The 26,828-nt window shown below is 70.8% G+C and carries 26 protein-coding genes, 3 tRNA genes and 1 pseudogene; 18 read left to right on the top strand and 12 right to left on the bottom strand.

Annotated elements, in window-relative coordinates; translation table 11 throughout:
* Nucleotides 1-3: 3 nt before the first annotated feature.
* On the bottom strand, nucleotides 4-795 hold the full coding sequence (locus O7601_RS06260; RefSeq protein ID WP_281565278.1) for a hypothetical protein: 792 nt from the start codon (nucleotides 793-795) through the stop codon (nucleotides 4-6).
* A 59-nt stretch (nucleotides 796-854) separates the two neighbouring features.
* On the opposite strand from O7601_RS06260, the gene O7601_RS06255 reads away from it, so the two are divergent.
* Nucleotides 855-1,382, top strand: a complete 528-nt coding sequence (locus O7601_RS06255) for a peptidylprolyl isomerase (RefSeq protein WP_281565277.1) — start codon at nucleotides 855-857, stop codon at nucleotides 1,380-1,382.
* A 252-nt stretch (nucleotides 1,383-1,634) separates the two neighbouring features.
* Nucleotides 1,635-2,546 carry a rhomboid family intramembrane serine protease gene (locus tag O7601_RS06250; RefSeq protein WP_281565276.1) on the top strand — a complete coding sequence of 304 codons (912 nt, stop codon included), beginning with the start codon at nucleotides 1,635-1,637 and terminating at the stop codon, nucleotides 2,544-2,546.
* A gap of 36 nt (nucleotides 2,547-2,582) precedes the next feature.
* Here the strand turns inward: O7601_RS06250 and O7601_RS06245 are convergent, their stop codons facing one another.
* Nucleotides 2,583-3,050 carry a PH domain-containing protein gene (locus O7601_RS06245; protein ID WP_281565275.1) on the bottom strand — a complete coding sequence of 156 codons (468 nt, stop codon included), beginning with the start codon at nucleotides 3,048-3,050 and terminating at the stop codon, nucleotides 2,583-2,585.
* A 135-nt stretch (nucleotides 3,051-3,185) separates the two neighbouring features.
* Between O7601_RS06245 and O7601_RS06240 the strand changes: the two genes are divergently transcribed.
* From O7601_RS06240 to O7601_RS06220, 5 genes and pseudogenes are all read left to right on the top strand, one after another.
* A complete protein-coding gene (locus O7601_RS06240) occupies nucleotides 3,186-4,358 on the top strand; it encodes an acetyl-CoA C-acyltransferase (RefSeq protein WP_281565274.1) in 1,173 nt (390 codons plus the stop codon).
* 170 nt (nucleotides 4,359-4,528) lie between these two features.
* Complete coding sequence (locus tag O7601_RS06235) at nucleotides 4,529-5,038, top strand: hypothetical protein (protein WP_281565273.1); 510 nt, start codon at nucleotides 4,529-4,531, stop codon at nucleotides 5,036-5,038.
* A gap of 70 nt (nucleotides 5,039-5,108) precedes the next feature.
* On the top strand, nucleotides 5,109-5,801 hold the full coding sequence (locus O7601_RS06230; RefSeq protein ID WP_281565272.1) for a response regulator transcription factor: 693 nt from the start codon (nucleotides 5,109-5,111) through the stop codon (nucleotides 5,799-5,801).
* Nucleotides 5,794-7,181 (top strand): annotated as a pseudogene (locus O7601_RS06225) (HAMP domain-containing sensor histidine kinase). Before O7601_RS06230 ends, O7601_RS06225 begins: the two are co-directional and overlap by 8 nt.
* Before the next feature lie 202 nt (nucleotides 7,182-7,383).
* Entirely contained in the window at nucleotides 7,384-7,872 is a 489-nt protein-coding gene (locus tag O7601_RS06220; protein ID WP_281566812.1) for a hypothetical protein, read from the top strand.
* Nucleotides 7,873-7,954: 82 nt separating this feature from the next.
* On the opposite strand, the gene O7601_RS06215 is transcribed toward O7601_RS06220, so the two are convergent.
* Nucleotides 7,955-9,553: a ricin-type beta-trefoil lectin domain protein gene (locus O7601_RS06215; protein ID WP_281565271.1), complete on the bottom strand. Its 1,599-nt coding sequence runs from the start codon at nucleotides 9,551-9,553 to the stop codon at nucleotides 7,955-7,957.
* 421 nt (nucleotides 9,554-9,974) lie between these two features.
* Here O7601_RS06215 and O7601_RS06210 point away from each other — a divergent pair, with 421 nt between their 5' ends.
* Nucleotides 9,975-10,679 (top strand): glycosyltransferase family 2 protein, encoded by a 705-nt coding sequence (locus tag O7601_RS06210; RefSeq protein WP_281565270.1) that lies wholly within the window; start codon nucleotides 9,975-9,977, stop codon nucleotides 10,677-10,679.
* Nucleotides 10,680-10,719: 40 nt separating this feature from the next.
* On the opposite strand, the gene O7601_RS06205 is transcribed toward O7601_RS06210, so the two are convergent.
* The gene (locus O7601_RS06205) at nucleotides 10,720-11,607 is read right to left on the bottom strand and encodes a transketolase (RefSeq protein ID WP_281565269.1); all 888 of its coding nucleotides are present in this window, start codon (nucleotides 11,605-11,607) and stop codon (nucleotides 10,720-10,722) included.
* Nucleotides 11,608-11,609: 2 nt separating this feature from the next.
* Nucleotides 11,610-12,335 (bottom strand): transketolase, encoded by a 726-nt coding sequence (locus O7601_RS06200; protein WP_281565268.1) that lies wholly within the window; start codon nucleotides 12,333-12,335, stop codon nucleotides 11,610-11,612.
* A gap of 46 nt (nucleotides 12,336-12,381) precedes the next feature.
* Between O7601_RS06200 and soxR the strand changes: the two genes are divergently transcribed.
* Nucleotides 12,382-12,819: a redox-sensitive transcriptional activator SoxR gene (soxR, locus tag O7601_RS06195; RefSeq protein WP_281565267.1), complete on the top strand. Its 438-nt coding sequence runs from the start codon at nucleotides 12,382-12,384 to the stop codon at nucleotides 12,817-12,819.
* Nucleotides 12,820-12,855: 36 nt separating this feature from the next.
* Here the strand turns inward: soxR and O7601_RS06190 are convergent, their stop codons facing one another.
* Nucleotides 12,856-13,833, bottom strand: coding sequence for an NAD(P)H-quinone oxidoreductase (locus O7601_RS06190; RefSeq protein ID WP_281565266.1), 978 nt, complete (start codon nucleotides 13,831-13,833; stop codon nucleotides 12,856-12,858).
* A 147-nt stretch (nucleotides 13,834-13,980) separates the two neighbouring features.
* Between O7601_RS06190 and O7601_RS06185 the strand changes: the two genes are divergently transcribed.
* Nucleotides 13,981-14,067: transfer RNA gene (locus O7601_RS06185), tRNA-Ser, on the top strand.
* A gap of 98 nt (nucleotides 14,068-14,165) precedes the next feature.
* Here O7601_RS06185 and O7601_RS06180 read toward each other — a convergent pair.
* Nucleotides 14,166-14,396: a winged helix-turn-helix domain-containing protein gene (locus O7601_RS06180; protein WP_204009039.1), complete on the bottom strand. Its 231-nt coding sequence runs from the start codon at nucleotides 14,394-14,396 to the stop codon at nucleotides 14,166-14,168.
* A 387-nt stretch (nucleotides 14,397-14,783) separates the two neighbouring features.
* Here O7601_RS06180 and O7601_RS06175 point away from each other — a divergent pair, with 387 nt between their 5' ends.
* Entirely contained in the window at nucleotides 14,784-14,981 is a 198-nt protein-coding gene (locus O7601_RS06175) for a hypothetical protein (protein WP_281565265.1), read from the top strand.
* 12 nt (nucleotides 14,982-14,993) lie between these two features.
* On the opposite strand, the gene O7601_RS06170 is transcribed toward O7601_RS06175, so the two are convergent.
* Entirely contained in the window at nucleotides 14,994-15,152 is a 159-nt protein-coding gene (locus tag O7601_RS06170) for a hypothetical protein (RefSeq protein WP_281565264.1), read from the bottom strand.
* A gap of 149 nt (nucleotides 15,153-15,301) precedes the next feature.
* On the opposite strand from O7601_RS06170, the gene O7601_RS06165 reads away from it, so the two are divergent.
* A complete protein-coding gene (locus O7601_RS06165) occupies nucleotides 15,302-15,835 on the top strand; it encodes a YbhB/YbcL family Raf kinase inhibitor-like protein (RefSeq protein ID WP_281565263.1) in 534 nt (177 codons plus the stop codon).
* A 122-nt stretch (nucleotides 15,836-15,957) separates the two neighbouring features.
* Here the strand turns inward: O7601_RS06165 and O7601_RS06160 are convergent, their stop codons facing one another.
* Entirely contained in the window at nucleotides 15,958-16,668 is a 711-nt protein-coding gene (locus tag O7601_RS06160; RefSeq protein ID WP_281565262.1) for a class I SAM-dependent methyltransferase, read from the bottom strand.
* Nucleotides 16,669-16,883: 215 nt separating this feature from the next.
* On the opposite strand from O7601_RS06160, the gene O7601_RS06155 reads away from it, so the two are divergent.
* The gene (locus tag O7601_RS06155) at nucleotides 16,884-18,710 is read left to right on the top strand and encodes a hypothetical protein (protein WP_281565261.1); all 1,827 of its coding nucleotides are present in this window, start codon (nucleotides 16,884-16,886) and stop codon (nucleotides 18,708-18,710) included.
* 13 nt (nucleotides 18,711-18,723) lie between these two features.
* Here O7601_RS06155 and O7601_RS06150 read toward each other — a convergent pair whose 3' ends face one another.
* Nucleotides 18,724-19,440: a hypothetical protein gene (locus O7601_RS06150; protein WP_281566811.1), complete on the bottom strand. Its 717-nt coding sequence runs from the start codon at nucleotides 19,438-19,440 to the stop codon at nucleotides 18,724-18,726.
* 357 nt (nucleotides 19,441-19,797) lie between these two features.
* Between O7601_RS06150 and O7601_RS06145 the strand changes: the two genes are divergently transcribed.
* Nucleotides 19,798-21,312 carry a peptide deformylase gene (locus tag O7601_RS06145; protein WP_281565260.1) on the top strand — a complete coding sequence of 505 codons (1,515 nt, stop codon included), beginning with the start codon at nucleotides 19,798-19,800 and terminating at the stop codon, nucleotides 21,310-21,312.
* A gap of 170 nt (nucleotides 21,313-21,482) precedes the next feature.
* On the opposite strand, the gene O7601_RS06140 is transcribed toward O7601_RS06145, so the two are convergent.
* Complete coding sequence (locus O7601_RS06140; protein ID WP_281565259.1) at nucleotides 21,483-22,604, bottom strand: globin domain-containing protein; 1,122 nt, start codon at nucleotides 22,602-22,604, stop codon at nucleotides 21,483-21,485.
* 155 nt (nucleotides 22,605-22,759) lie between these two features.
* Between O7601_RS06140 and O7601_RS06135 the strand changes: the two genes are divergently transcribed.
* Nucleotides 22,760-23,530: a CPBP family intramembrane glutamic endopeptidase gene (locus O7601_RS06135; protein WP_281565258.1), complete on the top strand. Its 771-nt coding sequence runs from the start codon at nucleotides 22,760-22,762 to the stop codon at nucleotides 23,528-23,530.
* Nucleotides 23,531-23,630: 100 nt separating this feature from the next.
* Here the strand turns inward: O7601_RS06135 and O7601_RS06130 are convergent, their stop codons facing one another.
* Nucleotides 23,631-24,356 (bottom strand): hypothetical protein, encoded by a 726-nt coding sequence (locus O7601_RS06130; protein ID WP_281565257.1) that lies wholly within the window; start codon nucleotides 24,354-24,356, stop codon nucleotides 23,631-23,633.
* Nucleotides 24,357-24,411: 55 nt separating this feature from the next.
* Between O7601_RS06130 and O7601_RS06125 the strand changes: the two genes are divergently transcribed.
* From O7601_RS06125 to O7601_RS06115, 3 genes are all read left to right on the top strand, one after another.
* Nucleotides 24,412-25,581, top strand: coding sequence for a hypothetical protein (locus O7601_RS06125; RefSeq protein ID WP_281565256.1), 1,170 nt, complete (start codon nucleotides 24,412-24,414; stop codon nucleotides 25,579-25,581).
* Nucleotides 25,582-25,901: 320 nt separating this feature from the next.
* Nucleotides 25,902-25,992, top strand: a tRNA-Ser gene (locus tag O7601_RS06120).
* Between the two features lie 35 nt (nucleotides 25,993-26,027).
* Nucleotides 26,028-26,103: transfer RNA gene (locus O7601_RS06115), tRNA-Arg, on the top strand.
* The last annotated feature ends 725 nt before the right edge of the window (nucleotides 26,104-26,828 follow it).

Here is a 26,828-nt window from a genome sequence, read left to right as displayed (position 1 = left end):
GGGTCAGGCGCGGGTGTTTGACTTGTGGTTGGTGGTGGCCTTGGTCAGGTTGTCGGCGGGACGGCCGGTGCTGGTGTGGGCGCCCTCGGCGACCGAGGGGACCTTCCCGGTGGCGGCTACCCCGGACGGCGCGGTCGGGGTGGGGGTGGTGGAGGCGCTGTCGCCGCCGGCCACCGCCGAGCTGCCCGCTCCGGTCGAGACCTTGCCGGCGCCGGTGGTACGCACCTCGATGGTCTCCACCTCCTCGTGCATCGGCTCGAGCGCGGCACCCGCGTCGTACTCGGCCCACTCCTGCTGCTCGCGGTGCCGCCGCAGGGCCATCGCGCCGGCCAGCCCCGCGACCGTGCCGGCGGCCAGCAGGCCGATCATGGTCCCGCTCCGGCGGGACTTCTTCTTCGCCTTCATCTTCTTCGCCTTCCTACTGACCGCGGCCTGCTTGGCAACCGCGGCCTTTTTCCCCTTGGCGGCCCGATCGGCCGCGTCGGACTGCGCGTGACGTACGGCCAGAGCAAGCGGCGCGAGGGCGGCGGCCGTCGATGCCAGGCCGCTCGATGCCCGGTCCCGGACCACGACGGCGGTCGGTGCCACCGCACCGCGGGCCGCCTGGAATCGTGGGCCGACCGTGTCGCCGGCCCCCCTCGCGGCATGCGTGGCGGCCTGCCTCAGGTGACCGATGCTGCGGTTCAGTTCGGCCCGGGCCAACTGCGCCTGGGTCTTGCGCCGCCAGTTTCCAAACACGGTCCCACCTCCTGGGAGTTGCTCTGTCTCATCCTCCACCTTCGGATGCCTCCGCATGTCCAGATCGGGCACATGGGAGGATCCGCATGGAACTGACCAACGAATAAGGAGTACCCGTGGCCGAGGCTGTCTACGCCACCCTGCACACCAACGCCGGCCCGATCCGGCTGGAGCTCTTCGGCAACCACGCCCCGAAGACCGTCCGCAACTTCGTCGAGTTGGCCGAGGGCACCCGCGAGTACACCGACCCGCGGACCGGGCAGCCGGGCAGTGGTCCGTACTACGACGGCACCATCTCGCACCGGGTGATCAGCGGGTTCATGATTCAGATGGGTGACCCGACTGGCACCGGCCGGGGCGGGCCGGGCTACACCTTCGCCGACGAGTTCCACCCCGAGCTGCGGTTCGACCGGCCGTACCTGCTGGCGATGGCGAACGCCGGGCCCGGCACCAACGGCTCGCAGTTCTTCATCACCGTCTCGCCGACGCCGCACCTGAACAACCGGCACACCATCTTCGGGCAGGTCGCCGACGAGCAGTCCGAGAAGATCGTCGAGGCGATCGCCAACACCCCGACCGGCCCCAGTGACCGGCCGCTCCAGGACGTCGTCATCGAGCGCGTCGAGATCGAGCGCTCGGCCTGACCGGGCGTCTGCGGGCGGTGCCGCAAGGGCTGCCCGGCCTGCGGGTTCATGGCCCGGTCGACCAGCTCGGCGAGTGCCGGTTCGGGCACGCCGAGGACGACCGGCGGCTTGCGGACTGGTCCGGACACCCCACCGGTGTCCGGACCAGTGCCCGCTCTGGCCGACGGCCGCGGGTACGCGTCGACCCGCCTGAGTGATGGCTCGGGGTACCTTTGCTCGCATGACTGAGCGCTCGGGTGTCTGGGGCCAGCGATGAGCGAGTCCCCGCCGACCACGCCGGCCTGCTACCGCCACCCCGGCCGGGAAACGTATGTCCGCTGCACCCGCTGCGACCGTTCCATCTGCCCGGACTGCATGAACGAGGCGTCGGTCGGTTTCCAGTGCCCGGAGTGCGTGTCGGAGGGACGCCGCAGCGTGCGGCCGGCGCGTACCGCCTTCGGCGGCGGGGTGGTCGGCCGACACGGTTACGTGACCAAGACCCTGATCGCCCTCAACCTGCTGGTGATGCTGGTCTCGATCGCCTCCGACCGGGGCGGGGACGCGGCGGCCGGCGGAAACGGCTTCGGCGGGCTGATGGGCGGCGGCACCCCGTTGACCGAGTGGGGTGCGGTGCTGGGTCGGGCGATGTTCCTCGACGGCACCGTCGGCGGTGTCGCCGAGGGTCAGTGGTACCGACTGATCACCGCGATGTTCCTGCACTACGGCGTGGTGCACCTGCTGCTGAACATGTGGGCGCTCTGGGTGCTGGGTCGCTCGCTGGAGGCGGTGCTCGGGCCGCTGCGCTTCGCCGCGCTCTACTTGATCGCCGGTTTCGGCGGCAACGTCGCGGTATACGTGTTCAGCGCGCCCAACCAGATGTCGGCGGGAGCGTCGACCGCCATCTTCGGCCTCTTCGCGGCGATCTTTGTGATCATGCGACGGCTGGGTCGGGACACGTCGGCGATCCTCCCCATCCTCGTGATCAATCTGATCTTCACCTTCACCGTGCCGCAGATCTCCATCGCCGGTCACCTGGGCGGCCTGGTGTTCGGCGCGCTGATGGCGCTGGTGCTGGCCTATGCGCCGCGGTCGCGCCGGACGCTTGTGCAGTTCGGCGGTGGCGCGATCATCGTGGTGGTGCTGCTCGGGATGGCCCTGGTCCGCACGGCCGCGCTGCTGGGCTGACCGCTGCCCGAGACGGCACCGGCGATGCGGACCCGGTCACATCGCCTGCCCAGGGCGCGGATCAACCGCGCCGCCGGGGCTTCCCGCTCGGACGGTGCGTAACGCGTCGGCGACCTCGGCCGGATCGGCGCCGAGATCGAGCCGGCTGAACAGGTGCAGCGAGTCGCCCGTGTCGATCTCCAGCGTCGGTCCGGCCAGTCCGCGCCCGGACTGACGGTGCACCTGGATGGTCTCCACCGTCGGCCAGGGCAGATGCCGTCGCCCCCGCAGCCCGGCCGGTACGGTGATGCCGGTCGGGTCCACCGCCAACCGCACCGGCGCGACCAGATCCCGCAGGCCCCACCCGGTGAGAACCACTGCGGCCAGCCCGCCGAGCACCGGCCGGAGCGGGTCACCCGCGGCGAGCAGGATCCCCAGGGCGAGCACGCTGGCAGCGGCAGTCAGCTTGAGGACCGGTAGGGCCCGGGGCACCCGCCACTGCCGCGCGATGGTGTCGTACGCCACGGCACCAGCATGCCAGCGCCGCCGGCCACGGGCATCCGCCGACGAAGCCTTCGGCCGGCGCGGGTGGGCGGAGGCGTGGCGGTCTGCCCGGGTGGGCGTAGGATCGGGAGCAGCCCAAGTTACCGGGGAGTAGAGATGAGTGACGCGGTTGTCGTCGGTGCGGTGCGCACCCCGGTCGGGCGGCGCAAGGGCAGCCTGGCCACAGTGCACCCGGTGGATCTGTCCGCGCACGTGCTGCGTGCCCTCGCCGAACGCACCGGGATCGATCCGGCTCAGGTGGACGACGTGGTCTGGGGCTGCGTCTCCCAGGTCGGGGAGCAGTCGTGGAACGTCGCCCGGAACGCGGTGCTGGCCGCCGGCTGGCCCGAGTCGGTGCCCGGCACCACCCTGGACCGGCAGTGCGGTTCCAGCCAGCAGGCCCTGCACTTCGCCGCCGCCACCGTGCTCTCCGGCCAGGCGGACCTGGTCATCGCGGGCGGTGTCGAGTCGATGACGCGGGTGCCGATGGGCTCCAGCGTGGCCGGTGGAATGCCGTTCAGCGAGCAGATCCTGGCCCGCTACCGGGGGGTCGAGGGGGTCGCCGAGGACTCACCGCTCCCGTTCAACCAGGGCGTGGGGGCGGAGCTCATCGCCCAGCGGTGGCGCCTGTCCCGCACCCAGCTCGACGAGTTCGCGCTGACCAGCCACGAGAAGGCCGCCGCCGCGCAGGACGCGGGCGCGTTCGAGGTCGAAGTCGCCCCGGTGGCGCTCGCCGACGGCGGCAAGTTCACGGTGGACGAGGGCATCCGGCGCGACACCTCATTGGAGAAACTGGGCGAGCTGCCCACTCCGTTCCGTACCGACGGGGTGGTCACCGCCGGTTCGGCCTCGCAGATCTCCGACGGTGCCGCCGCGCTCGCAGTCACCACGAGCGAGTGGGCCAGCCGGCACGGGCTGCGCCCGCTGGCCCGGGTACACACCGCCGTGGTCGCGGCGGACGACCCGGTCGCCATGCTTACCGCGCCGATCCCGGCCACCGCGAAGGCGCTGCGCCGCGCGGGGCTGGGCATCGAGGAGATCGGGGTGTACGAGGTGAACGAGGCGTTCGCCCCCGTACCGCTGGCCTGGTTGGCGGAGACCGAGGCGGACCCGGAGCGGCTCAATCCACGCGGCGGCGCGATCGCCCTGGGTCATCCGCTCGGCGGCTCCGGTGCCCGCATCATGACCACGATGCTCGGGCACATGCGCGACAACAACATCCGCTACGGCCTGCAGACCATGTGCGAGGGCGGCGGAATGGCCAACGCCACCATCCTCGAACTCCTCTGACCCCCTCCCAGCCAAGTTGATTGAGAAGCTTTGGTCTCTGGCCGGCGCCCGGACGACCAAGACTTTTTGATCAACTAGCCGAGGTCGGGTGGGGTGGGCGGTGGTGTGGAAATTGCAGAAAGCATGTTCGTTGGCCATGTCACCGTGGGGGCAGGGTCGTTGGGCAGGTCATGGACGTCTTCTCCCGAACGTTCCTTCCGGCCGCCGCCGAGGCCGGTCTGGCGGTGCAGACCGCCAGTCGGCACATGCCGGTGTTCCGTCGCTGTGTGGGTTCCGGCGACGCCACCATCCTGGTCACCCGGTGCAGCCGGCCGGACCGACCGGTCGACGGGGATTACCTGCTGCTGCTCACCCACCGCAGGCTGGTGGTCACCCGACAGACGCGGGTGCTGCACCGGCTCCGCCTGCACCTCAACACGGAACTCCGCGAGCTGAGCCACGTCACCTGGAGCCCCGACCCGCGCCTGCACTGCGTGGAGTTGGCCGCTACCGCGATCGACGGCATCCGCGAGCGCTTCCTGATCCGTACTCAGCATCCGAAGCAGGTGTGGCAGCTGGACGCCCTGCTCAATCACGCCTTCCGCACCCGCGTACGCAGCGCGCAGCCGCGGATCGTGGCCACCGTCGCCGAGGCGGCTGCCGCCCGACCGGGCTCCTTCGCGCCCGTCGTGGCCCACTGACCGGGTCTTCTTACCGAATCCGAACACAGCCCGACGCTGCCGAGTCTCGTCGATCGGCAATCATGGCCCAGTGACCGCCGAGAACCCGCAACGCGGGCTGGTCCTCGTGGTGGAGGACGAACCGAGCATCGCCGACCTGGTCCGGCTCTACCTCAGCCGGGACGGCTTCGGCGTACACGTCGAGCGGGACGGCAGCGCCGGCCTCGCGGCGGCCCGCCGGTTGCGTCCGGTGGCCTGCGTGCTCGACATCGCCTTGCCGGGACTGGCGGGCACCGAGGTCTGTCGTCGGTTGCGTGAGGCCGGCGACTGGACGCCGGTCATCTTCCTCACCGCTCGCGACGACGAGGTGGACCGCGTCGTCGGCCTGGAACTGGGCGCCGACGACTACGTCACCAAACCGTTCAGCCCTCGCGAACTCGTCGCCCGACTGCGGGCGGTGCTGCGCCGGGCCGCCGGCCCACCAGGCGGCGTCGGGCAGCCCGTCGTGCTCGGCCGGGTCACCGTCGACCCCGACCGTAGGTCGGTCACTGCCGACGGCGCCCCGGTGCAGCTCACCTCCACCGAGTTCGATCTGCTGGCTCACCTGATGAGCCGGCCGGGTCGGGTCTTCTCACGCGAGGAGTTGCTGGCCGCGGTCTGGGGATACGCGGCGCACGCCGGCACCCGTACCGTCGACGTGCACGTGGCGCAGGTCCGGGCGAAGCTCGGCGCGGCGAGCGTCATCCGGACCCATCGCGGAGTCGGGTACGCCGCCGATGGCTGATCGTCCCGGCCGTACGCTCACCGCGCGCGCGGTGCTGGTGACCTGTGCGGTGGCTCTGGTGTCGGTCCTGGTCACCGCGGTGGTCGCGGTGCCGGTGGCGGTTCGTGCGGCCGAGCGACGGGACCGGCAGGCGCTCGCCGCGCAGGCCCAGGTCGCCGCCGAACTGCTGCGGGCGCGGCCCGCCCGGGTCCGGGAGCTGGCCGGTGAGCGGTTGATCCGCCAACTCGGCAACCAGGGCACCACCATCTACCTGATCTCGGGCGGTGCTGTCGACCGCGCCGGCCTGCCTCCCCAGGTGGTGAAGCGGGTGTCCAACGGGCGGAACTTCTCCGGCCGGCGGCTGGTCGACGGGGAACGGGCACTCGTCGAGGGCCGGGCGTTGCCCGGCGGCGACGGGGTGGTGCTGACCCGCCCGCTCGGGGCGGGAGTGTGGCGTCAGGTGCTGCGCGGTCTCTGGCTGCCGCTGCTGGCGGGGCTGGCCGCCGGTGCGGTCGCGGGCTCGCTGCTCGCCCGGCGGCTGGCCCGACCGATCCGTCGGGCGGCCCTCGTCGCGGCCCGGCTGCGAGCCGGCGACCGTACCGCCCGGGTGCCGGTCGAGTCGCCGGCCGAGGTGGCCGACCTGGCGTACGCGCTGAACGGGCTGGCCGCCGCGCTGGCCACGAGCGAGGGACGACAGCGGGAGTTCCTGCTCTCCGTCTCGCACGAACTGCGTACCCCGCTGACCGCGATCCGTGGCTACGCCGAGGCGCTGGCCGACGGGGTGGTCGAACCGTCGGCGGCGGCCGAGACCGGCCGGACCATGCTCGCCGAGGCCGAGCACCTGGACCGGTTGGTCACCGACCTGCTCGCCCTGGCCCGCCTGGAGGCGGTCGACTTTTCCCTCGAACCGGTGCCGGTGGAACTGGCCGGTCTGGCCGCTGACGCCGGTCGGACCTGGGCTGACCGGTGCTCCTCGGTAGGGGTGACGTTCCGGACGGAGCTGCCGGGGCAGCCGGTGCCGGCGTACACCGACCCGGGGCGGATCCGACAGGTGATCGACGGCCTCCTGGAGAACGCGTTGCGGGTGGCGCCCCCCGGTGCGCCGGTGGTGCTGGCGGTCCGGCCGGCCGGTGCCGACCCGGGCGCCGGTGGGGTGATCGAGGTCCGCGACGGCGGCCCCGGGCTGACCGACAACGACCTGACGGTGGCCTTCGAGCGCGGGGCGCTGCACCAACGCTACCGAGGGCTCCGCAAGGTCGGCAGCGGGCTCGGGCTCGCGCTCGCCGCCGGTCTGGTCCGCCGGCTCGGCGGTGAGATAAGCGCCGGGCACGCTCCCGAGGGCGGTGCTGCGTTCACCATCCGGCTGCCGGGATTCCTTACCTGACCCGAACGTCGGCCTGACGGTCGGCTCATCCGGCCGGTCCACGCTGACAGCACGGATCTCCGCCGGCCTTGGCACGGCGCGGCGAGATCCGGCAGACCAGCACCGACGAGAGGACGAGGAATGGCACGCAGGGGATCCTTCACCGCCACCGGCGCGCTGCTGGTGACGGTCGCGTTGGCCGCCGCCGGCTGCGGGGTGGGCCGGGCCGAGCGGGACGCGATGCAGGAGAGCGCCGTCGAGGTGGTCGCCGCGATGGGCGCGGAGGGGCAGGCGCTGGCCGCGCTCGGCCTCGACCCCGAGGAACTGGACGCCGACGCGAGCACGGCCGCGCAGGTGGAGCCGACCCCGAGCGCGGCCAACAAGCGCAGGGAGCGGGTCGAGGAGTGGCGCAAGCGTCGGGCGGCCCGGGTGCTGCTGCGCAAGAACACGCTGCACGGCGACGTCGTGGTGCAGACCAAGGACGGCGGTACGAAGACGGTCTCGGTGCAGCGCGGCGAGGTTACCGCCCTGACCGACGACAAGGTCACGGTCAAGTCGACCGACGGCTTCACCCGGACCTGGACCTTCACCGACGACCTGCGGGTGATCGAACGGCGCAGGTCGATCGCCGCCACGGACATCGAGGTCGGCACCAAGCTGGGCGTGGCCGGCACAGTGAACGGCGAGCAGGCGCAGGCCCGTCTCATCGTCGTGCCGTTCGACCAGTAGCGACAGCGGGCCCGCCGGGCCCGGCGCGGTGAGCGAACTCGATCACCCGGTGCCGGCCCGGCGGGCCCGTCTGCTCTCGGCGTCAGTAGACCCGGGAGCCGATGAAGTCGTCCCGCCCGTACCCGACGGGCTGGGCGAACGATCGCGACTCGAACGACCACTGCTGCCGGGAACTGCTGGAGCAGGTGGCCAGCCGCAGTCGGGGCGTACCGAGCAGCGGGTTGTCGAAGGCCAGGCAGAGGTTGGTGGCACCGGCGGCGCGGACCTGGTTGCCGGAGATGGTCCACTTCTGGTTGGTGCCGCCGTGGCAGTCGTGGATGTTCACCGCCGTGCCCGACCGCAGCGAACCACCGGCGACGTCCAGGCAGCGGTCGTGGGAGAGCTCGGAGTGCAGCGACTGCCGGGTCGGGTCGTACCAGAATCCCTGATTACGTCCGCCGTGGCAGCGGTACGACTGCTGGGCGGTGCCGTTGCGCGAGTTGTAGCCCTTGCCGTCCACGCAGGTGCCGGTGGCGGCGTTGCGCAGCTGCCGGAACTCCATCAGTCCCGGGTAGAGCTGGCCGTTGCCGGTGCTGGCCGGGTCGACGCAGGTGCCCTGCTGCTGGCCGGAGGCGTAGAACTGGGTGACGCACTGGGCGAACATGCCGTGTCCCCGATAGTTCGGGTGGAAGGACTGGCGGGCCGCGTTCTCGTCCCAGATCCCCACCTCGATGTAGAGCCCACGTACCGAGGTGTTGTCGGTGCACACCTCGTGGCCGTGGAAGAGGCGGCTGGCGTCGAGGTAGCGGGTGCCGGTGTTGGCCGCCGCCGCCCGCAGCGCCGACTCGAACAGCGGCACCGCCTTGTTCCGGGCGAACGCGGCATCGGCGAGGTACAGCAGGCAACCGCCGGAGTACCAGCCGGGGAAGTTCGGGTTGTCCTCGACGTCCGGGCTGGCCGGGCTGGAGTACGACATGAACACCAGTTCGTAGTCGGCGTCGAGATAGCCGGCGCCCGTCATGGTCCGGCGGATGTCGGTGAGCGCCTCCTCGACGGCCCGGCGGCTGCCGTCGGTGCGTACCGTCCACTGGTCGGTGTAGGTGGGCCAGCAGGGGCCCTGGAAGAAGACACGGCGGATGGCGCAGTCGGTGGCGACCGGGCCGAACTGGATCGTGCCGTCGCCGTTGGCGCCGGCCACCACCCAGATCAGCTTGATGTGCGTGTTGCGTGCCTTGATCGCCAGGTGGTCGCCCTGGTTCAGCTCGTTGTGCTGGGTGGGACCGCCGACGATCAGATTCCACGGCGTGGCGCCGGAGCAGGCGATGTTGTAACGCTCGTCGGCGGCGATGCCGGTGCGGAAGACCGCCTGGTCGTACGAGCGGTCGCACCAGTTGCCCGGCTGGTGGGTGCCGGGCACGTAGTTGCCGACCCCTTCGCCGGAGATCTGGCTGTCGCCCATGGTGATCAGTGCGGTGCGGCGCTGGTCGAGCGGGCGGATGCCGGGAGCGCCGTAGAGCGCGGTGGCCTCGGCGGCGCGGATGGTTTCGAGGTGGGCGGGGAGCGGCTGGACGGCGGGACGGTCGGCTGCGGCGGCGGGTGAGGCCGTGGCCAGCATCGGCAGGACGAGAGCGGTGGCGAGGACGGCGACCTCGGCAAGGCGCCGTCGAGGTGTCCGTTCACGCCTGGCGTGGGTACCAGACATCGACGCACTCCTTTCGGTCCGATCGCGGGACGTCGATCGGGTTACCGGACGGTAACGCGTGCGATGCAGGTATGTGAATACGTCTCGGGATACTTACGTGCTGCGCCGAACCGGGCCAATGACTTCTTTTCCGCCCGGACCGCTCGACGTGCTGGCGAGCAGCCGCTCTCCCCGGCTCGCCGTACCCCAGAAACCGCTGGCGGCGCTGCGCTAGCCCGGCAGCCAGCCGTCGGTCCGGTCCACAAGGTGTCGACGGCCTGTCCGGTCCCACGGTGACCGTGGCGACCCGTGCGCCCGGCGGCTCGGCCAGGACGCCCGCTGGTCCGGGCGGATGGGATAGGCCATCGGTGGTCGTCGCCACTCCGCTGACCTGCCGGGCTAGGCTATGGCCGACACGTTACCCGCCCTCGTGGAGATTCCCGTGAAGCTGTCGATCCTCATGCCGGTCTACAACGAGGAAGAACGCATCGCGGATGCCCTCAAGCAGGCGCTGGCCGTCGAGTACCCATGCGAGATCGAGCTGGTGGTGGTCGACGACGGCAGCCGTGACGGCACCGGGGAGATCCTCGGACGCGCCGATGACGCCCGGCTGCGGGTCATCACGCACCAGCGCAACGCGGGCAAGGGCGCGGCCATTCGCACGGCGGTGGCCAACGCCGAGGGCGAGTACATGGTCATCCTCGACGCCGACCTGGAGTACGACCCACAGGACATCCCCAAGCTGCTGGCCCCGGTGCTGGACGGGCGGGCGACGGTGGTCTACGGCAACCGCACCTTCGGCAGCCACAGCGCCTACAGCTTCTGGTACGTGATGGGCAACAAGGGCGTCACCATGGCGGCGAACGTGTTGTTCAACTCCTACATCGGGGACCTGGAAACCTGCTTCAAGCTGATGCCGGTCGCGCTCTACCGCTCGTTGGACGTCCGATCCCGAGGGTTCGGCATGGAGGCAGAGGTGACCGGCAAGCTGCTGCGTCGCCGCATCCGGCCGTACGAGGTGCCGATCAGCTACCGGGCCCGGGGCCGCGAGGAAGGCAAGAAGATCACCTGGCGGGACGGCGTCGAGGCGATCTGGATCCTCGGCCGGGAGCGGACCCGTCGTAACCGCGACGCCTCGGCCCGCTGACCGTCCGCCGGCCGCGCGAATGGCGGGCGCCGGCACGCGCTCAGTCCAGCACCGGCGACAGGAAGTCGGTGATCGAGCGGCGTAGTCCGGCTGCGTCCAGCCCGTGCCACCGCGCATGGTCCGCCGCCGAACCGTACCGGCGCAGTTCCTCGCGACGGACCCCGAGCGCCAACAGCCGGTGCGGCCGGTCGGTCAGCGCGTCCGAGAGCAGTCGGGCCGAGGTGCCGGCCAGGTAGGGCTCGACCAGGATCACCGCGCTGTCCGCGAGCGCCCGCAGGCCGGCGGTGTCGAACGGGCGCGGACGGTGGGTGTACGCCACGGTGACCGGCAGGTCGGAGGTCGCGTCGAGGGCCGCGTCCAACGTGGGACCGACCGCGACCAGCAGCGCCGCCCCCGGGCCGGCATCCCGGATCACCCGCAGGTCGCCCGCCTCCGGGTACGCCCGCACGTTGCTCTCGGTGGAGAGTCGCACGTATGCCGAGTCCCGGCCGCAGACCACGTCGCGCAGCAATCCGGGGACCTCGTTCCGATGGCCGGGCACGTGCACCGTCCAGGCGTGCAGGGTGTCGACAAGTGCGACGTCCGCCGGGCCGAGGTGTGTGCGGCCGGCTGCCGCACGGTCGTACGACGCCCCGACGCTGACCAGCACCGCTCCGACTCCCTGGTGGTCGAGGTCGAGCTTGATCTGCTCGTAGGTGCGCTCCACGAGGAACGGCGCGTAGCTGTGCACGATGGGGCGCAGCCCGGTCAGCGCCAGGCCCCCCGCCACCCCCAACATGAGCTGCTCCCGGATGCCGACGTTCACCACCCGGTCGGGGTGCCGGGCAGCGGCCGGAGCGAACGCCGCAGCGGAGATGTCGGCCAGCACGATGACGGTCCGCGGGTCGTCCAGGAAGGCGGTCGTGGTGGCCACGAAGGTGTCCCGCACGATCACTCACCGTCCCTGACGATCGCCACGACGGCGTGTGGCCGGTGACCGTGGTGTCCGGTCAGCGTCGGGTGGAGGGCGTCCCGGTCCCGACCGTCGACCGTCGCGGCGGTCCATCCGTTGACCGTGAACCGGGTGGCCACTCCGCCCGGCCAGCCGTGCGTGGCGGAGGCGTTGTCCACCACGATGGCGGTCAGGTTGCCCAGACCGACCGCCCCGGCGTACGCGATCGCCTCGTGGTTGGAGCCCTCGTCGAGTTCGGCGTCGCCGAGCAGCACGTACACCCGGGGTTCGAGCCGGCCCTGGGCGCGCAGCCCGAGGGCGGTACCGACGCCCAGCCCCAGGCCGTGTCCCAGCGAACCCGAGCCGATCTCCACGCCGGGGATCAGGGTGCGGTCGGGGTGATCGCCGAGCCGACTCGCCGGCCCGCCCTGGTCGTCCAGCCAGTCGGCCGGGATGAAGCCCTTCGCGGCGAGCAGCGCGTAGTAGCCGGCCACCGCGTGACCCTTGGAGAGCAGGAAACGGTCGCGATCGGGGTCGTCGACGGTCGCCGGGGTGATCCGCAGCACCCGGTCGTAGAGCACCTGGAGCACGTCGAGGGTCGACAGGACATTCGCACCGAACTGCCGGCCGGCGCGAACGCGCTCCAGCAGCGGTGCGACCGGATCGCGCCCGTCGAGGGGCGCGGCGGCCTCGGCGACCCGGGCCGTGGTGGCGAGTGTGGTCATACGGATAGCCTGCAAGTTGAAGCGAGGTTCAACTCAAGGCGACGTGATGCAGGAAGCATTGACCATCGGCCAACTCTCCGCCCGCAGCGGTGTGGCGCAGTCCGCCCTGCGCTACTACGAGCGGCTGGGGCTCATCCGGGCCGAACGGACCAGCGGCAACCAGCGCCGCTACCACCGCAGCGAGCTGCGTCGGGTGGCGTTCATCCGGATCGCCCAGCAGGTCGGCATCTCACTTGAGGAGATCCGCGCCGCGCTCGACTCGCTGCCCGCCGCCCGTACCCCCACCGCCGACGACTGGGCCGAGCTCTCCACGACCTGGCGGGCCAGACTGGACGAGAAGATCCGGCTGATGAGCCGCCTCCGCGACGACCTGGACGCCTGCATCGGTTGCGGCTGCCTGTCGCTGCGCCGCTGCACGCTCTACAACCCGGAGGACAATCTGGGTGGTGAGGGCCCGGGGGCCCGGCTCGTGCTACCCGGCTAGCGTCCCGGCCAGTGTCGGTGGCCGGCTTGAGCAGGTTCAGTCGACGGTGAGCAGCACCTTACCGACGTGCTCGTTGGACTCGACCATCCGGTGGGCCTGCGCCGCGTCGGTGATCGGCAGCCGTCGGTCGATCACGGGCCGCACCCGGTCCGCCTCGACCAGCGGCCAGACCTGCTCGCGTACCCCGCGTACGATCGCGGCCTTCTGCGCCAGCGGCCGGGAACGCAGCGCGGTGGCCGCGACCGTGCCGCGCTTGGCCAACAGCGCACCCAGATCCAACTCACCCTTGCGACCGCCCTGCATGCCGATCACCACCAGCCGCCCGTCGGCGGCCAGAGCGGCCACGTTCCGGCCCAGGTACGACGCGCCCATGATGTCCAGGACGACATCCGCGCCCCGGCCGCCGGTGACCCGCCGGACCTCCTCGACGAAGTCCTGCTCCCGGTAGTCGACAAGCAGATCGGCGCCCAGCTCACGCAGCCGCTCGTGCTTGGTGGCCCGGGCGGTCGCCACCACTGTCGCGCCGAGCGCGGCCCCGAGCTGGATCGCGAACGTGCCGATCCCGCTGCCCCCGCCGTGCACCAGCAACGTCTCTCCCGCCGTCAGACGGGCCACCTGCACCACGTTCGACCACACCGTGCAGGCCACCTCCGGCAACCCGGCCGCGTCGACCAGATCGACGCCGGCCGGCACCGGCAGCAGCTGACCGGCGGGTACGGCCACCCGTTCGGCGTACCCGCCGCCGGCCAGCAGCGCGCAGACCTGGTCACCCACCCGAACACCGGCCACGTCGGGACCGGTCGCGCTCACCACCCCCGAGCATTCCAACCCGGGGTACGCGGGCGCGCCCGGCGGAGGCGGATAGTGCCCCTGCCGCTGCAACAGGTCGGCCCGGTTCACCGCCGTGGCCCGCACGTCCACGACCACCTCACCCGGACCCGGCTGCGGGTCCGGCACCTCGCTCCAGCTCAGCACGTCAGGTCCGCCGGGCTCCGCAATGGTGATCGCTCGCATGGCCACAGTCTTACCCCATCCCGGGCCGACTCCACGCCGGCGAGCCGGGATGGGGTAAGACTGTGGCCACGACGCACCGGATAGCTCGGCCGCTCGCTGGCGTACGCGGCGTGGCAGACTAGGCACGGCCGCGCACCGCGTGGTCCGGGAGGGTTCGCCTAGTGGCCGATGGCGCTGGTCTTGAAAACCGGTAAGGCAGCAATGTCTTCGTGGGTTCGAATCCCACACCCTCCGCGCTTACTGGCAGCGCACCTGACCCGGTGGCTATGTCTGTCCGGGAGTCCGGCCGCTGTAGGGCGACCCTGTCGCTGGGAGCGGCAAGTTCGGCGTCCTCACTGCGGCGGAGACGCTACGAAGCTTCCCTTGCCCTGGTGGGTCTCGATCAGGCCGCGTTCGCCCAGGATTCGCAGAGCGAATTTGATCATCGTGTTGGAGATGCCGTACTGGACGGTGAGCTGGGCGATCGACGGCAGTTTGTCGCCGGGCTTGAGTGTCCCGGCCTGGATCGATGTGGTGATGTCGTCCACGACCTGTTCGTACAGCGGCTTGCGGCGGTGGTTCATGGCGGGCCACCTCTCGTCGGCCCTTTCAGGTTGCCAGCCCAACACGCGCACTATGACGCCTGTGTTGACTGAGGTTGCTAAGTAACCTAAGTTCGCTCCATCGGGGCTGCTCGTCGGCTAGCGAGGCCCCGGCCGGTGCGGAGGTGGTCCCCCTTCCACCTCCGCACCGGCACCCCCTCCTGCCGCTGCGGAGGCACCGATGCGAGACAAGCGCGGACCCGACGGTACGCATCCGATCTATGGTGGCCGGCCACCTATCCCGGACGGCGATCGCTACCCGATTCCGGCCTCACCTCAACCCGTCGCACGTAGCCAACTCGTTGCCGGCTGGATCGCCGCCGGCGTCGTTCTAGTCATGCTGGTGGCCGGAATCGCTGGGTGTATCCCGTGACGTCCATGTATGACGAGGTGGGGATGCGGGAGGTGGCACTGGCGGCGGGCGTCGTCCTGAGCCGCCATCGCGACGGTCAGTGCGAGGTATGCGAGCCGTCCGGCTGCCCGGATCGGGAGTGGGCGGGGCCGGTGATGGAGGCGTGGGAGCGGGAGTGGGCGACGGTAGCCGACGAGGCGGCGCAGTCGACGTGACTGTCACCCGCCTCAGGTGCTCTCCGGCGGGCGCTTCTGCTGTTCCTCCCGGATCTTCTCGTCGGCGAGCCGGTCCAGTGCCCGGCGGCGTTCGTCGCTGAGCGCCGCCTCGTCACGTCGGCGCACGGCATCGATGACGGCGGTGATGAAGTCGCGCCAGACCCCGGCCAAGAGACTCCTTCGCTAGTTGTTGCAGGGTGACAACCGCCGTGAGGCGCTCTCGGTTACGGCGGACTTGGGGCCGGTTCTGTCGAATGTCAGCGCGTCACAGGGTATGAAAGGGACGCAGAACACCACTTCCACCGGAAGGACCTGTGTCGATGACCCTGGAACGTCCCATCGCTCCGGACCCGTACGAGCTGCTGCCTACCGTCGCCGCCTTCACGCTGACCAGTGACGATGTGCGGAACGGTGAGCCGATGGACGCGGCTCACGCTCACGGCAGCACCGGCGGCGACAACGTCTCGCCGCATCTGGCCTGGTCGGGCTTTCCGGCGGAGACCAAGGGCTTCGTGGTGACCTGTTTCGACCCGGACGCGCCGACCGGCAGTGGTTTCTGGCACTGGGTGCTGGTCAACCTGCCTGCCGACGTGACGGAGCTGCCACGCGGCGCGGCCGAGAAGGACCTGAAGGGCGCGTTCACCGTACGCAACGACTACGGAGAGCACGGTTTCGGCGGTGCCGCGCCGCCGCCCGGTGACCGTCCGCACCGGTACGTCTTCGCGGTGCACGCCCTCGACGTCGAACGTCTCGATGTCACCCCGGAGGCGACCCCCGCCTACGTCGGCTTCAACCTGGCGTTCCACACTCTGGCCCGCGCCACCACCCGCCCCACCTACCAAATCACCGGCTGACTTCCCCCACCCCGTGTTGATCATGAGGTTAGCGGCACTTTCCGAGATCGAACTCGCCGCTAACCTCACGATCAACGGGACTCGACGTCGGGACGCAGCGTCGGGCCGGGCCCGGGGTGGGTTTAGGAGGGGGTGCGGGCTACGGCGAAGACGGACTGGCCGAAGGGTGGGCGGACCAGTTGCTCGGCGGCCTTGGTGGCGGGGAGGACCACGGTGTCGTAGACCTTCACCATCGGGCCCTCCTTCGGCATCAGGCGGAAGACCTTGGTGGCCATGAAGTAGCCGATCAGGCCGAGCGCGTTCGCGTAGTGGATCTTCTCCACCCGCAGGCCCGCCTCGGTCATCGCGTCGGCCAGGGTCTTCTTCGTGTACCGGCGGACGTGGCCGGTGGCGATGTCCGCGGGGCTCATCGCGAACTGGAACGCCGGCACGATGATGACGACGGCTCCGCCGGGCCGGACCAGTTGGCCCATGCTGCGCAACGCGCCGACGTGGTCCTCGATGTGCTCCAGCACGTTGTACGAGACCGCGGCGCTGTAGTCGCCCTGTTCGGAGTTGGGCAGCAGCATCTGGCGTACCTCGATCGAGGGACGGTCGGCCAGGCGCTCCTTGAGGGCCACCAGGCGGTCCGGGTCGGCCTCGGTGGCGGTGAACCGGGGGAAGTTCTCGCTCCACTCCAGGGCGTAGTCGCCGAGGCCGCTACCGATCTCGATGGGGTTGTCGCCCAGGTAGGGCACGGCCAGCTCGACGAACCAGCGCCGGTGATTGACCGCCGTGGCGAGGCCCTCCAGGACCTCGGACTGCACGCGCTGATCCCCAGTGATTTCTGCCATGCGTCGATTCCTCACGATACGACTCGACCCGTGCCGGGACCGACTGAGTGAACCATCCGCCCGGACGGCGGGGATATCGGGGCCCGTGATGGCCGAAATTAGCGGTCGGGGGTTGGGGTGCACGATCGGTGGTGGCCAGAGAACCTCACCGATACTACGCCAGTGCCCTGAACCCTGCACCCTGACCACATGTGCCGACTACGCTATGAATTGTTATGACTACTCCCGATTCGGGCCGACCTGACGCGCAGTCCGAGGCGGGGAGCGCTGCGGTCCGGCCGAGACGCCTGCGTGGCAAGGGCGGCTCGGGGTGGTGGAAGGACGCCGTCGCGGTGGCGAGTTTCGCCGCATTCGGCTTCTGGATCACCGGACGGATGTGGCTGAATCCGGGCGACGGCATTCGCGACAATCCGACCGACATGGCGCAATTCGAATGGATGCTCGCGCACGGTGCCCGGGTGGTCACGGAATTGGCCTATCCGTTCTCGTCGGACCGGATGAATGTGCCAGAATCGGTCAACCTGATGGCGAACACATCGGTTTTGTCCGTATCGCTACCAATGACGCCGATAACCCTGCTCTTCGGTACCCGGGCCGCGTTCCTGCTCTTTCTCACCCTCGGCATGATCGCCACCGCCACCGCCTGGTACTTCCTGCTCTCCCGCGTGGTGCTGCCCGGTGCGCGCGGGCCGGCCTGGCTGGGCGCCACGTTCTGCGCGTACGCGCCAGCCATGGTCTCGCACGCCAACGCGCATCCGAACATCGTGTCGCAGTACGTGGTGCCGCTGATCATCTGGCGTACCCTGCGGCTCGCCGACCCTGGGCGTTGGCTGCGCAACGGTCTGCTGCTGGCCCTGGTGATCGTCTGGCAGGCGTTCCTGAATCTGGAGATCCTGCTGATGACCGCGATCGGCCTCGCCGTGGTGATCGTCGCGATGGTGATCGGCCGGCCCGAGCTGCGGGCCCGGGTCCGGCCGTTCGTCGCCGGGCTCGCGACGGCCGCCGTGGTCTCCGCCGTGCTGCTGGCCTACCCGCTGTACATGCAGTTCTTCGGTCCCGCCGCCTACCACGGGCTGCCCTGGCTGATCCGGGGCTACTCCACGGACCTGGCCTCGTTCTTCGCCTACTCCCGCGAGTCGCTGGCCGGTGACGCCCGCAGCGCCGCCGGACTGGCCAAGAACCCGACCGAGGAGAACGCCTTCTTCGGCTGGCCGCTGGTGATCCTCGTGGTGGCGCTGGTGTGGTGGCTGCGGCACGGCACCGTGGTGCTCGGACTGGCCGTGCTCGGGCTGCTCTTCGCGGTGCTCTCGCTCGGCCGGGAGATCCGCTTCGACCGTCGCGGAACCGGGGTACCCGGGCCGTGGGCCCTGTTGGAGGATCTGCCGGTGCTGCACTCGGTGGTGCCGACCCGCTGGGCGCTGGCCATCACCCCGATCATCGGGCTGATTCTGGCGTACGGCGCGGCGAAGGTCCGCGAGTTGACGGCCCGGCATCCGGACCGCCGGTCGCAGCTCCGTTTCGCCGCGGCGACCGGACTGGCGATGGCGTTGGTGCCGGTGCTGCCCACCCCACTGCCGACGAAACGGCTCGAACCGGTGCCCGAGTTCGTCACCTCCGGTGCCTGGCGTCCCTACCTGACCGGTGGACGCAGCGTGGTGACCCTGCCGCTGCCCGACACCGAGTACGCCGAGCCGTTGCGCTGGTCCGCCCGTACCCGGCAGGAGATGCCTATCGCTCGTGGCTACTTCCTCGGCCCGGACACCCGGCCGGGCCGGGACCGGGTCGCCCTGTTCTCCGCGCCCCCGCGCCCCACCAGCAGCTTCTTCGGCACCATCCGACGCACCGGCGAGGTGCCGCCGATCAGCGAGCGGACCCGGCGGGAGGCCGTGGAGGACCTGCGGTACTGGCGGGCCGGCGTGGTCGTCCTCGGGCCGCACGAGCATGCCGACGCCCTGCGTACGGGGATGACCGAGCTGACCGGCGTCGAGCCCGAGTACACCGGTGGCGTCTGGATCTGGGATGCGCGCCCGCTGACGGGATGAGCGACGGGCCGACTCAGCTGCGGATGCAGCAGCCCTGGCAGACCTTCGGCTGGGGCAGAGTGAAGGCCAGGCAGCAGGTGCGGCGCTGCACGGTCGGCTCGCCGTTCGGGCCGGGCACCAGCTCCACCAGGTCGGCCAGGCCGAGCGCGTCGAGCAGCGTGTCGATCGCCTCGACCGCGGAACCGGGCAAGCCGTCGGCGGCCCGCAGCAGCCCGTGGGCGATGCCGGACGCCACCGAACCGAGGAGGGTGCGGGCGCCGATGCGGACCTCGCCCTGGATCGCGGAGACCACCGGCGACAGGTGCCCGTCCAGCAGCGTGGCGCGCAGTGCGGCGAGCAGCTCCCGTTCGTCGGCCACCACTCGGACCTGGGGCAGCCCGGCGAGCGCCAGCGGATCGTTGGGCAGCACCGCGACCGGGATCGACTCACGTAGGCCCACGGTCACCAGGGCACGCCGATCGGCGAAATGAATCAGCGCCTCGGTGTGGTCGAGCAGCGGCACTCGCCGAGCGGTGGCCCAGCCGAGCACCACCGGCAGCGACGCCCAGTAGCTGTACGCCTTCCAGGCGAGCGCGGCGGAGGCGTGTGGGGTGCCACCCCAGAGCCGGACCGCCGATTCGAGCAGCTCCGGCAGGCGCGTACCAGTCAGGGTGGTCGCCGGGGCCCAACCGGCCTCGTCGGCGACCAGCAGGCCCGGGGCCAGACCGGGAAGGTCGTCGGTGCCGAACATGGCCCGCAAGGTCGCGGTGACCGGAGCCAGGGGTGTGGTGGCCGGATCCCGGAGGGGCAGCACCGCTGTCACCTGATCCACCCCCGCGTCACCTGACCCACTCGATCCGAAGCGTCCATGGTCGTACTAAGGCTAGCCTAACCACACTTTCGGGCGCAGGGGAACCCGACGGTGGGGTGAGGGCGGGCGACCCGGGTCGTCGGCGGGGTGAAAACTACTCAACGTGTTGGCCTGGAGACTCGGGGCAGTATCGGTAGGAATCGCTCATCAGTCAAGGCTCCTGTCGACTAGGTGCCAGATGTGTGTGCGGCCGGCGACACAACGTGAAACTTGGTACTCCCGGCCACGAGGAAGCTGATGACGACCTCACCGCTCGATCGGGCTGCCGACTCCTTCGCCGCCGAACTCGCCCGGCACCGGACGGAGCGGGGGCTGTCCAAGAAACAGCTGGCGACCCTGATGGGCTTCGACCCCTCGTACGTCAGTCACGTCGAGGGACGCCGGCACCGACCGACGGAGGACTTCGCCCGTCGCGCCGAGGCCGTCCTGGAGGCCAGCGGCGCGATCTGGCAGCGCTTCCGGGAGTACGACGACCTTCGCCACGCCCGCAGCGACCGCAGCTACCGGGAAGCCGGCCTGCCCGGCCAGTGGATGCCTCCCGGCACGGGTCTGATCGTCGAACGTGAGACGGCCGTCCTCACCCACACCGACGACGCCTACCGCTGCGTCATCCGGCGTGAGCTGTACAACGCCGGTGTGGAGCCGGTCACCCGATACCTGATCCGCGTGGCCGTGGACCGCTACCCCAGCGACCCGGGCCGCTCCAACCGCCACCACCGGGAACACCCGCTCAGCTTCGCCGAGCTGCAACTGGTCGCGTGCCGCGAGGAGTTCGGCGAGCGGGAGACCATGCACTGGCGTGCCAAGCACGACCGGGACGCGTTCAAGGAGATCTGGCTGCTCTTCGAGAACGGCGAACGCCGCTTCCCGCTCTATCCCGGCCGCCGCGCCACCATCGAGTACGCGTACACCGTCGGGCGGGACAAGTGGGGGCCGTGGTTCCAGCGGGCTGTCCGCGTACCGACCCGGCATCTCGCCGTACGCCTGGACCTGCCGGTGGCCCTGGATCCGCAGGTCTGGGGCGCGGAGACCTCGCTCTCGGCGGAGGAGGGCCCGCTGCGGACGGCGGTGACCCGCCGCGACGAGGGCGACCGGGCGATTTTCGACTGGGCGACCGACGAGCCGCCGCTCAACGCCCGCTACCGGTTGCAGTGGCGATTCAGGGCCCAGCCGGAGCCCGAGGCGGACGGTGGGCGCGTCCGACCGTCGGACCGGATGCGTGGGCTCGGCATCGTGCAGCGCGGCGCTGATCTGCTGCGCCAGCCGGCCCGCCCGTTCGACCTGCCGCGCGAGGAACCGCTCGCCCGGGAGATCGTCGACCGGCTGATCACCGCACTGGCCCGGCTGGACGAACTGCACCCCTTCACCAAGGGGGTGGGAATCGCCGCCCCCCAGCTCGACATCGACCGAGCCGCCACGGTGGTCCGCCCGCCGGACCGCACCGCCGAGCCGGTCGTGCTGCTCAACCCCCGGGTGGTCGACGCCGCACCACACACCGACGAACAGTACGAAGGCTGCCTCTCCTTCTTCGACCATCGCGGACTGGTGCCGCGACCGCTGCGACTGGATGTCGAACACGCGCAGTTCGACGGAGGTCGGATCATCACGTCCTTCGAGTTCGGCATGGCCCGGCTCGTCGCGCACGAGATCGACCACCTGGAAGGCCGGCTCTACGTCGACCGGATGGCACCCGGAGTGCCGCTGGTGCCGATCGAGGAGTACCGCGAATCCGGCCACCCGTGGCGCTACTGAAACGAATAGCCGTACCGGCCGGGCAGGGTGCGCGACCCCGCCCGTCCGGGTGGGAAAGACGGCCGGACGGGCGAGGTGGCGCGGGGCGGTGCCGGTCCGCCCGATCGGGGGACCGGGGCGCGTGCCCCAGGGGGCAGGGGCACGCGCCCCGGTTCGGGGGGAGGAAAGCTCTACAGGTTGCCGAAGGTGTCGTACCGGGTCCGCTGCGGCGGTACGTCGTCGGCGGCCAGCACCCGGAGCGTGGCGCGCACCATCGGCGCCGATCCGGAGACGAAACAGTCGTGCGTCGTCCAGGGTCCGTATCGGGCCACCACGTCGGAGATGTCGCCCTGCTCGCCGTCGAAGTCCGGGTCGTCACTGCACGCCGGAGTCACCGACAGCCACGGGTGGGCGGCCACCAACTCCCGCAGCCGGTCCAGACCGTAGAGGTCCGCCTCCGTCCGGGCACCGTAGAAGACGTGCACCCAACGGGCCCGGTTGTAACCGGCCAACTCCTCGACGAGTGCCTTGATCGGGGCCAGTCCGACGCCACCGGCGACGCAGAGGATGTCCCGCTCCGACGAGCGGTCGACCGTCATCGACCCCATCGGCGCGGCCACCCGCAGCAGGTCGCCCGGCCCGGTCCGACGGACCAGCGCGCCGGATACCCAGCCAGCGGCGTCGGTCGGCGTACGCACGTGGAACTCCAGCACGTTGTCATCGTTCGGCGCATTGGCGATCGAGTACGTCCGCCACACCCGGGGATGGTGGCGCGGCGCCTCCACGCTGACGTACTGACCCGCCCGCCAGGTCAACGGGTGCTGCAATGCCCGGCAGGTGAGGACTGCGGTGTCCGGACCGTATCGCTTGTGGGTCAGCACCTCGGCATGCCAGAACGGCGGGTCGTCGTCCGCCGCCGCCCCGGCCAGCATCTTCTCGGCAATCGCCGCGTACGCATCCCGCCATGCCTGGTCGTACTCCAGGTTCCAGCCGTCGCCGGCGATGCTGCGCAACGCGTCCAGCAGCGCGACGCCCATCGTGTCGTAGTGGGCCGCCTCGACGTGGTACTTGCGGTGGTCCCGGCCGAGCGCGCGGAGGAACTCGTCGAAGCCCTCCGGGTCGTCCACCGTGTGGATCGCTGCGATTATCGCTTCGAGCAGCCGGTCGCCCTGACCGGTCATCTGCACTGGGAAGAGCTTGCGCAACTCGGGGTCGAGGAGGAAGAGCCGGGCGTAGAAGTGACCGCTCAGCCGGACCCGGTCCTCCTCGACCAGGGTCCAGCTCTCCTTCAGCAGCCGCGCGAAGTTGTCCACCGGGGGCGCTCCTTCTTCTGACGGCGGATCGGGCCCAGACAGAATGTCCACGGAGCGTGTATGAAGGTCGCACAGAATGTGCGATCGCATCGTGAGGGCTGCTCGCCGGTGGGCGGGTGTCACCAGCAGCGCTTTCGGTCGGGCAGAGTGGTTCGGTGACCGTTGAGCTCACCCGCCCGGTGTCCCGCCGCACGCTCGGCGTCGAGACGATGCTGGTACTCGGCCTCTCCCTCGGCCAGTCGGCCGTCTACGCCGTCGTGTCGATCATCGCGAAGTTGACCGCCGAGGGTGGCCTGTCGCGGCAGACCGCCGCGTTGAACACCTCCGCGTCGGCCCGCCCCTACCTGGACCTGACATACCAGCTGCTCGGCATCGTCTTCGCGCTGCTGCCGGTGCTGCTCGCCGTACACCTGCTGGCGAGGGACCCCGGCGATCCGGTACGGACCCTCGGCCTGGACGCCGGACGACCCGGCTCCGACCTGGCCCGGGGCGCCGGGCTCGCGGCGCTGATCGGACTCCCCGGGCTGGCGTTGTTCTGGGCGGCCGCCCAACTCGGCATCAACGCCACCCTGGTGCCGGCCGCCCTGCCCGACCTCTGGTGGACGGTGCCGGTGCTGATCCTCGCCGCGTTCCAGAACAGCATCCTGGAAGAGGTGATCGTGGTCGGCTACCTGATGACCCGGCTGCGCCAGCTCCACTGGCGGGTCGGCACGATCATCGCGACGAGTGCGCTGCTACGCGCCTCGTATCACCTCTACCAGGGGTTCGGGGCGTTCCTCGGCAACGCGGTGATGGGGGTGGTGTTCAGCCTCTTCTACCTGCGCACCCGCCGGGTGATGCCACTGATCGTGGCCCACGCCCTGCTCGACATCGTCGCCTTCCTCGGCTACGCCCTGCTTCCCCGCGACTGGTTCACCTGGCTCTGACCCGGTTCCCACACCCGCTCAGGACCGTCACGTCGATCAAGAGGTTTGCGTCTGTCAGACCGGTGTTTCGTGGCGCGAACTCCTTGGTCAACCGCTCCTGTCAGTGGGGCTGCTGGTTAGTCCGGGTGGGACGGCGGGGTGGGCGGTAGAGGGTGGCGGTGCGGGCGGCCAGGCGTTCGGCTCCCGCCGAGTTGCCGGCCGCCGCGGTCAACGCCGCCGTACCCGGCAGCAGCCGGGACACCAGCCGCAGCGCCAGCCAGCCACCCGCCTGCGCGGCCAGCGGGGCCGCCAGTCGCCAGGCCGCCTCGACCGCGCGGAGTCCGGGCTCCTCCTCCGGCCCCTGCGCCGCCCGCGCCGCCGCCACCGCCGCCCCCGCGCTCGCCAGGTCCGGGTGGACCTGGGTCAGCATCAGCAGCTCCGCCGCCCGATCCGGGTGAGCCGGATCATGGCCGTACGCCGCCGCCAGGTGCAACACCAGGTTCGCCTGCGACCAGAGCACCGCCGCCAGTTCGACCACCGGCGCGAAGACGCCGGTCAGCGCGGCCGTCGCCCCACCGGCACCGGCCTGCCGGACGAAGCGCCGGGTGGCCAGCCGGGCCAGCCCCTCCGCCCGCGCCCCCGGGTACAACTCCCGCAGCCGCCGGACCCACTCGGCCGCGCCGGGTCCGAGGACCTCCACCGCGGTCAGGGCCAGCAGCTCCGGAGCGAAGCCCGGGTGATCGACGACCCGCACCACGAGCACCCCCAGCTTCGATTCCGGCGTACGCCCAGAAATGTCGCGTCCGCTGCCGTCGCCGAACGCTGCGGCCCCGGCCGCCGACACCACGCCGGCACTGCCCGGCCCTCCGGACCTCGGCTCGTCAACCGCTCTGTCGGCGGTCGTGCCGCTGGTGGTTGTCTCGCCGGTGACCTGGCCGCTGGTGGTTGTCCCGCGGGTGACCGGTCCGCTCGTGGGCGCCGTCTCACCGCTGGTCGCTGTCGTCTCGTTGGTCGCTGTCGTCTCGTTGGTGGCTGTCGTCTCGTTGGTCGCTGTCGTCTCGTTGGTGGCTGTCGTCTCGCTGGTGGCTGTCGTCTCGCTGGTGGTCGGGTGGCCGCTGACCGCTTCGCTGGTGGCCGCCTTACGGGGAGTTCTTTTAGTGGCCTTCCGGGTTGCCTTGACCGGTGCTGCCTTGACCGGTGCTGCCTTGACCGGTGCTGCCTTGGTAGGGGCCGCCGTCTCGGTCGTCGGTGCCGTCGGAGCAGCCTCGCCCGGGACGGTGGCCGCGCCGGTTGCCGTCCGCCGCGTGGCCTTCCTCGTCGCCTTTGCGGCGTCGGTCGCCTCGCTGGTCGGCTCGGGTCCCCTCTCGTCGCGCGCCCGAACCCTCTTCTGCGCTGCCGTCGTCGTCCTGGCTGCTTTCCGTGCCGGTGCCCTTTCGGCACCGGCCGCTGCGGGGCCGGCCGCTGCGCCGCCCATCTGCTCGGCGGCCGGCTTGGCTCCCGGGCGGGGGGTCGCCGGTTCGGGTCCAGCCTCGAATGAGGGGGATCCGGTGTTCCGGGCGGTCGTTCCGCCGTCGGCAATCCCGCCGTCGGTGGTTTCGCTGTCCGTCTTCGTGGTGTCGCTGTCGGTGGTTACGCTGTCCGTCTTCGTGGTATCGCTGGCTGAGGCGTCGGTAGCCGGGCCTCCGATGCCGATACCGGGGTCGGCAGATCCAACCTGCTGTGGCGATGCCTCGCGCGCGGCCGACTTCCGCCGAGTGGGTCGGGCGTCAGGCGGAGTCATGTCCGTTCCAGTGGAGTCCGGACCTGCTGCCGCCGGCCGACCGGCGGCAGCACGGCGACGCGACGCGGGTACCGACGTCGTTTCCCCGACCTCCCCGGTGGAGCGCGAAGCCGTGCGCTCGCTCCGACCGGGTGAGGCCGTACGCTCACTCCGGCCGGGTGAAGTCGCGCGCTCACTCCGGCCCGCCGCCCCGGTTTCACCGCTGAACGGCGCCACCGGCATACCCGCAGTCCTGGACGCGGCCGGTGGGGACTGGCGCGGCAGCGGCTGCTCCGGCGTCGGTGGCGGCTGAAAGAGCACGCCAGGTGCCGCCTTCGACCGCCGAGGACGGGACCCGGCAGAGTCGTCCTGCTCCTCCGGAGACGGCGGTGCCGGGGCCGGGGGTGGCGTGAAGGTCGCCTTCGCGGAGCGTCGGCGGGCTCCCTCAGCAGGCTCACGGCGGTTCTGCTCGCTGGACGGCTGCTCCTGCATGTCGATGGAGCGTAGTCCTGATCACACCAACGCACAGCGGGAGCCGTCCGTGATCCCTGCGTGCAACTCGTTCCGGTAGTCGCTTTGCTCCGGGCCGGGCGCGGCCTGTATCCTCGGGCGCGGTGGTCTGCGGGCCACCTGGGAGACTTCGCCTAGTCTGGTCTATGGCGCCGCACTGCTAATGCGGTTGGGGTCTTAAAGCCCCTCCCGGGTTCGAATCCCGGAGTCTCCGCGCGAAGGCCGGGTGTGTAGACTGGCCGAGCACCAGCGCCCGTAGCTCAACGGATAGAGCATCTGACTACGGATCAGAAGGTTAGGGGTTCGAGTCCCTTCGGGCGCGCCACACGATCAAGGCCGTGACCAGCGGAAACGTTGGTTGCGGCCTTGACTCTTTCCCGCCATGTGCCGTGATCTTCCAGCATGTGGGAGCTTGGTGCTCCGTTGGTGCTCCAAAGTTCGCGTGCCGTCTGAGTGGCGGTTCGTGCTCGTGCGTGCTGACCAGTGCGTTCGCGTGTCGCCTGGTCTGGATCATGGTGGACGTGCGCGTCGGCGGGTCGTCGGGCTCCGTCCACTGTGGCCATTGCTGTGGATCTTCTTGGCGGTTGTCGCTGCGGGTGTGGTCGGTGGGCGTTGACCTGGGTTCACGGCTTGGCGGGTCGGGGGCTGCATCATGGGGTGGGGGTAGTGGCCAGTGGTGGCGGTGGTGTGGTGTGGCATCTGATTTCCGCCCGGTTGTCCTGTCCCGGGCGCCGGGTAGTGGAGGGCGCTTGACACGGTGCGGTTGAAGACCGTGCGGGTTGGGTTTGGGCCGGCACGAGCCGGGCTGCCGGCTCGTACCGGGGGTGTCCATCGGGTTTGGACCAGGTCGGTGCCGGCTACGCGATGAACCGCAGCGGCCGGTGTAGCAGCCGCCGGTGACCGGCGCGGCAGGGTGTTGGTCGAGCGGCTTCGCCCACGAACCGTTCACGTGCGGTGCCTGCACGACGCGGTTCGAGACTGCCATCACCGGCGCACGCTCATGCCGATGAGAGTGTGGCGACCGACGTTCGCGAGTCGTTACGATTGGTG

The organism is Verrucosispora sp. WMMD573, from assembly GCF_027497175.1.
In the GTDB taxonomy this organism is placed as follows: Bacteria; Actinomycetota; Actinomycetes; order Mycobacteriales; family Micromonosporaceae; genus Micromonospora.
This window is presented reverse-complemented; position numbering and strand designations above follow the sequence as displayed.

Bases quoted from the DNA above. Each gene is read 5' to 3' on its own strand.
- O7601_RS06160 (WP_281565262.1), bottom strand. From the start codon at position 16,668: ATGGCAGAAATCACTGGGGATCAGCGCGTGCAGTCCGAGGTCCTGGAG.
- O7601_RS06190 (WP_281565266.1), bottom strand. From the start codon at position 13,833: ATGCGAGCGATCACCATTGCGGAGCCCGGCGGACCTGACGTGCTGAGC.
- O7601_RS06200 (WP_281565268.1), bottom strand. From the start codon at position 12,335: ATGACCACACTCGCCACCACGGCCCGGGTCGCCGAGGCCGCCGCGCCC.
- O7601_RS06220 (WP_281566812.1), top strand. From the start codon at position 7,384: ATGCAGGAGAGCGCCGTCGAGGTGGTCGCCGCGATGGGCGCGGAGGGG.
- O7601_RS06260 (WP_281565278.1), bottom strand. From the start codon at position 795: ATGCGGAGGCATCCGAAGGTGGAGGATGAGACAGAGCAACTCCCAGGA.
- O7601_RS06150 (WP_281566811.1), bottom strand. From the start codon at position 19,440: ATGTTCGGCACCGACGACCTTCCCGGTCTGGCCCCGGGCCTGCTGGTC.
- O7601_RS06215 (WP_281565271.1), bottom strand. From the start codon at position 9,553: ATGTCTGGTACCCACGCCAGGCGTGAACGGACACCTCGACGGCGCCTT.
- O7601_RS06250 (WP_281565276.1), top strand. From the start codon at position 1,635: ATGAGCGAGTCCCCGCCGACCACGCCGGCCTGCTACCGCCACCCCGGC.
- O7601_RS06180 (WP_204009039.1), bottom strand. From the start codon at position 14,396: ATGAACCACCGCCGCAAGCCGCTGTACGAACAGGTCGTGGACGACATC.
- O7601_RS06145 (WP_281565260.1), top strand. From the start codon at position 19,798: ATGACGACCTCACCGCTCGATCGGGCTGCCGACTCCTTCGCCGCCGAA.
- O7601_RS06155 (WP_281565261.1), top strand. From the start codon at position 16,884: ATGACTACTCCCGATTCGGGCCGACCTGACGCGCAGTCCGAGGCGGGG.
- soxR (WP_281565267.1), top strand. From the start codon at position 12,382: ATGCAGGAAGCATTGACCATCGGCCAACTCTCCGCCCGCAGCGGTGTG.
- O7601_RS06235 (WP_281565273.1), top strand. From the start codon at position 4,529: ATGGACGTCTTCTCCCGAACGTTCCTTCCGGCCGCCGCCGAGGCCGGT.
- O7601_RS06240 (WP_281565274.1), top strand. From the start codon at position 3,186: ATGAGTGACGCGGTTGTCGTCGGTGCGGTGCGCACCCCGGTCGGGCGG.
- O7601_RS06165 (WP_281565263.1), top strand. From the start codon at position 15,302: ATGACCCTGGAACGTCCCATCGCTCCGGACCCGTACGAGCTGCTGCCT.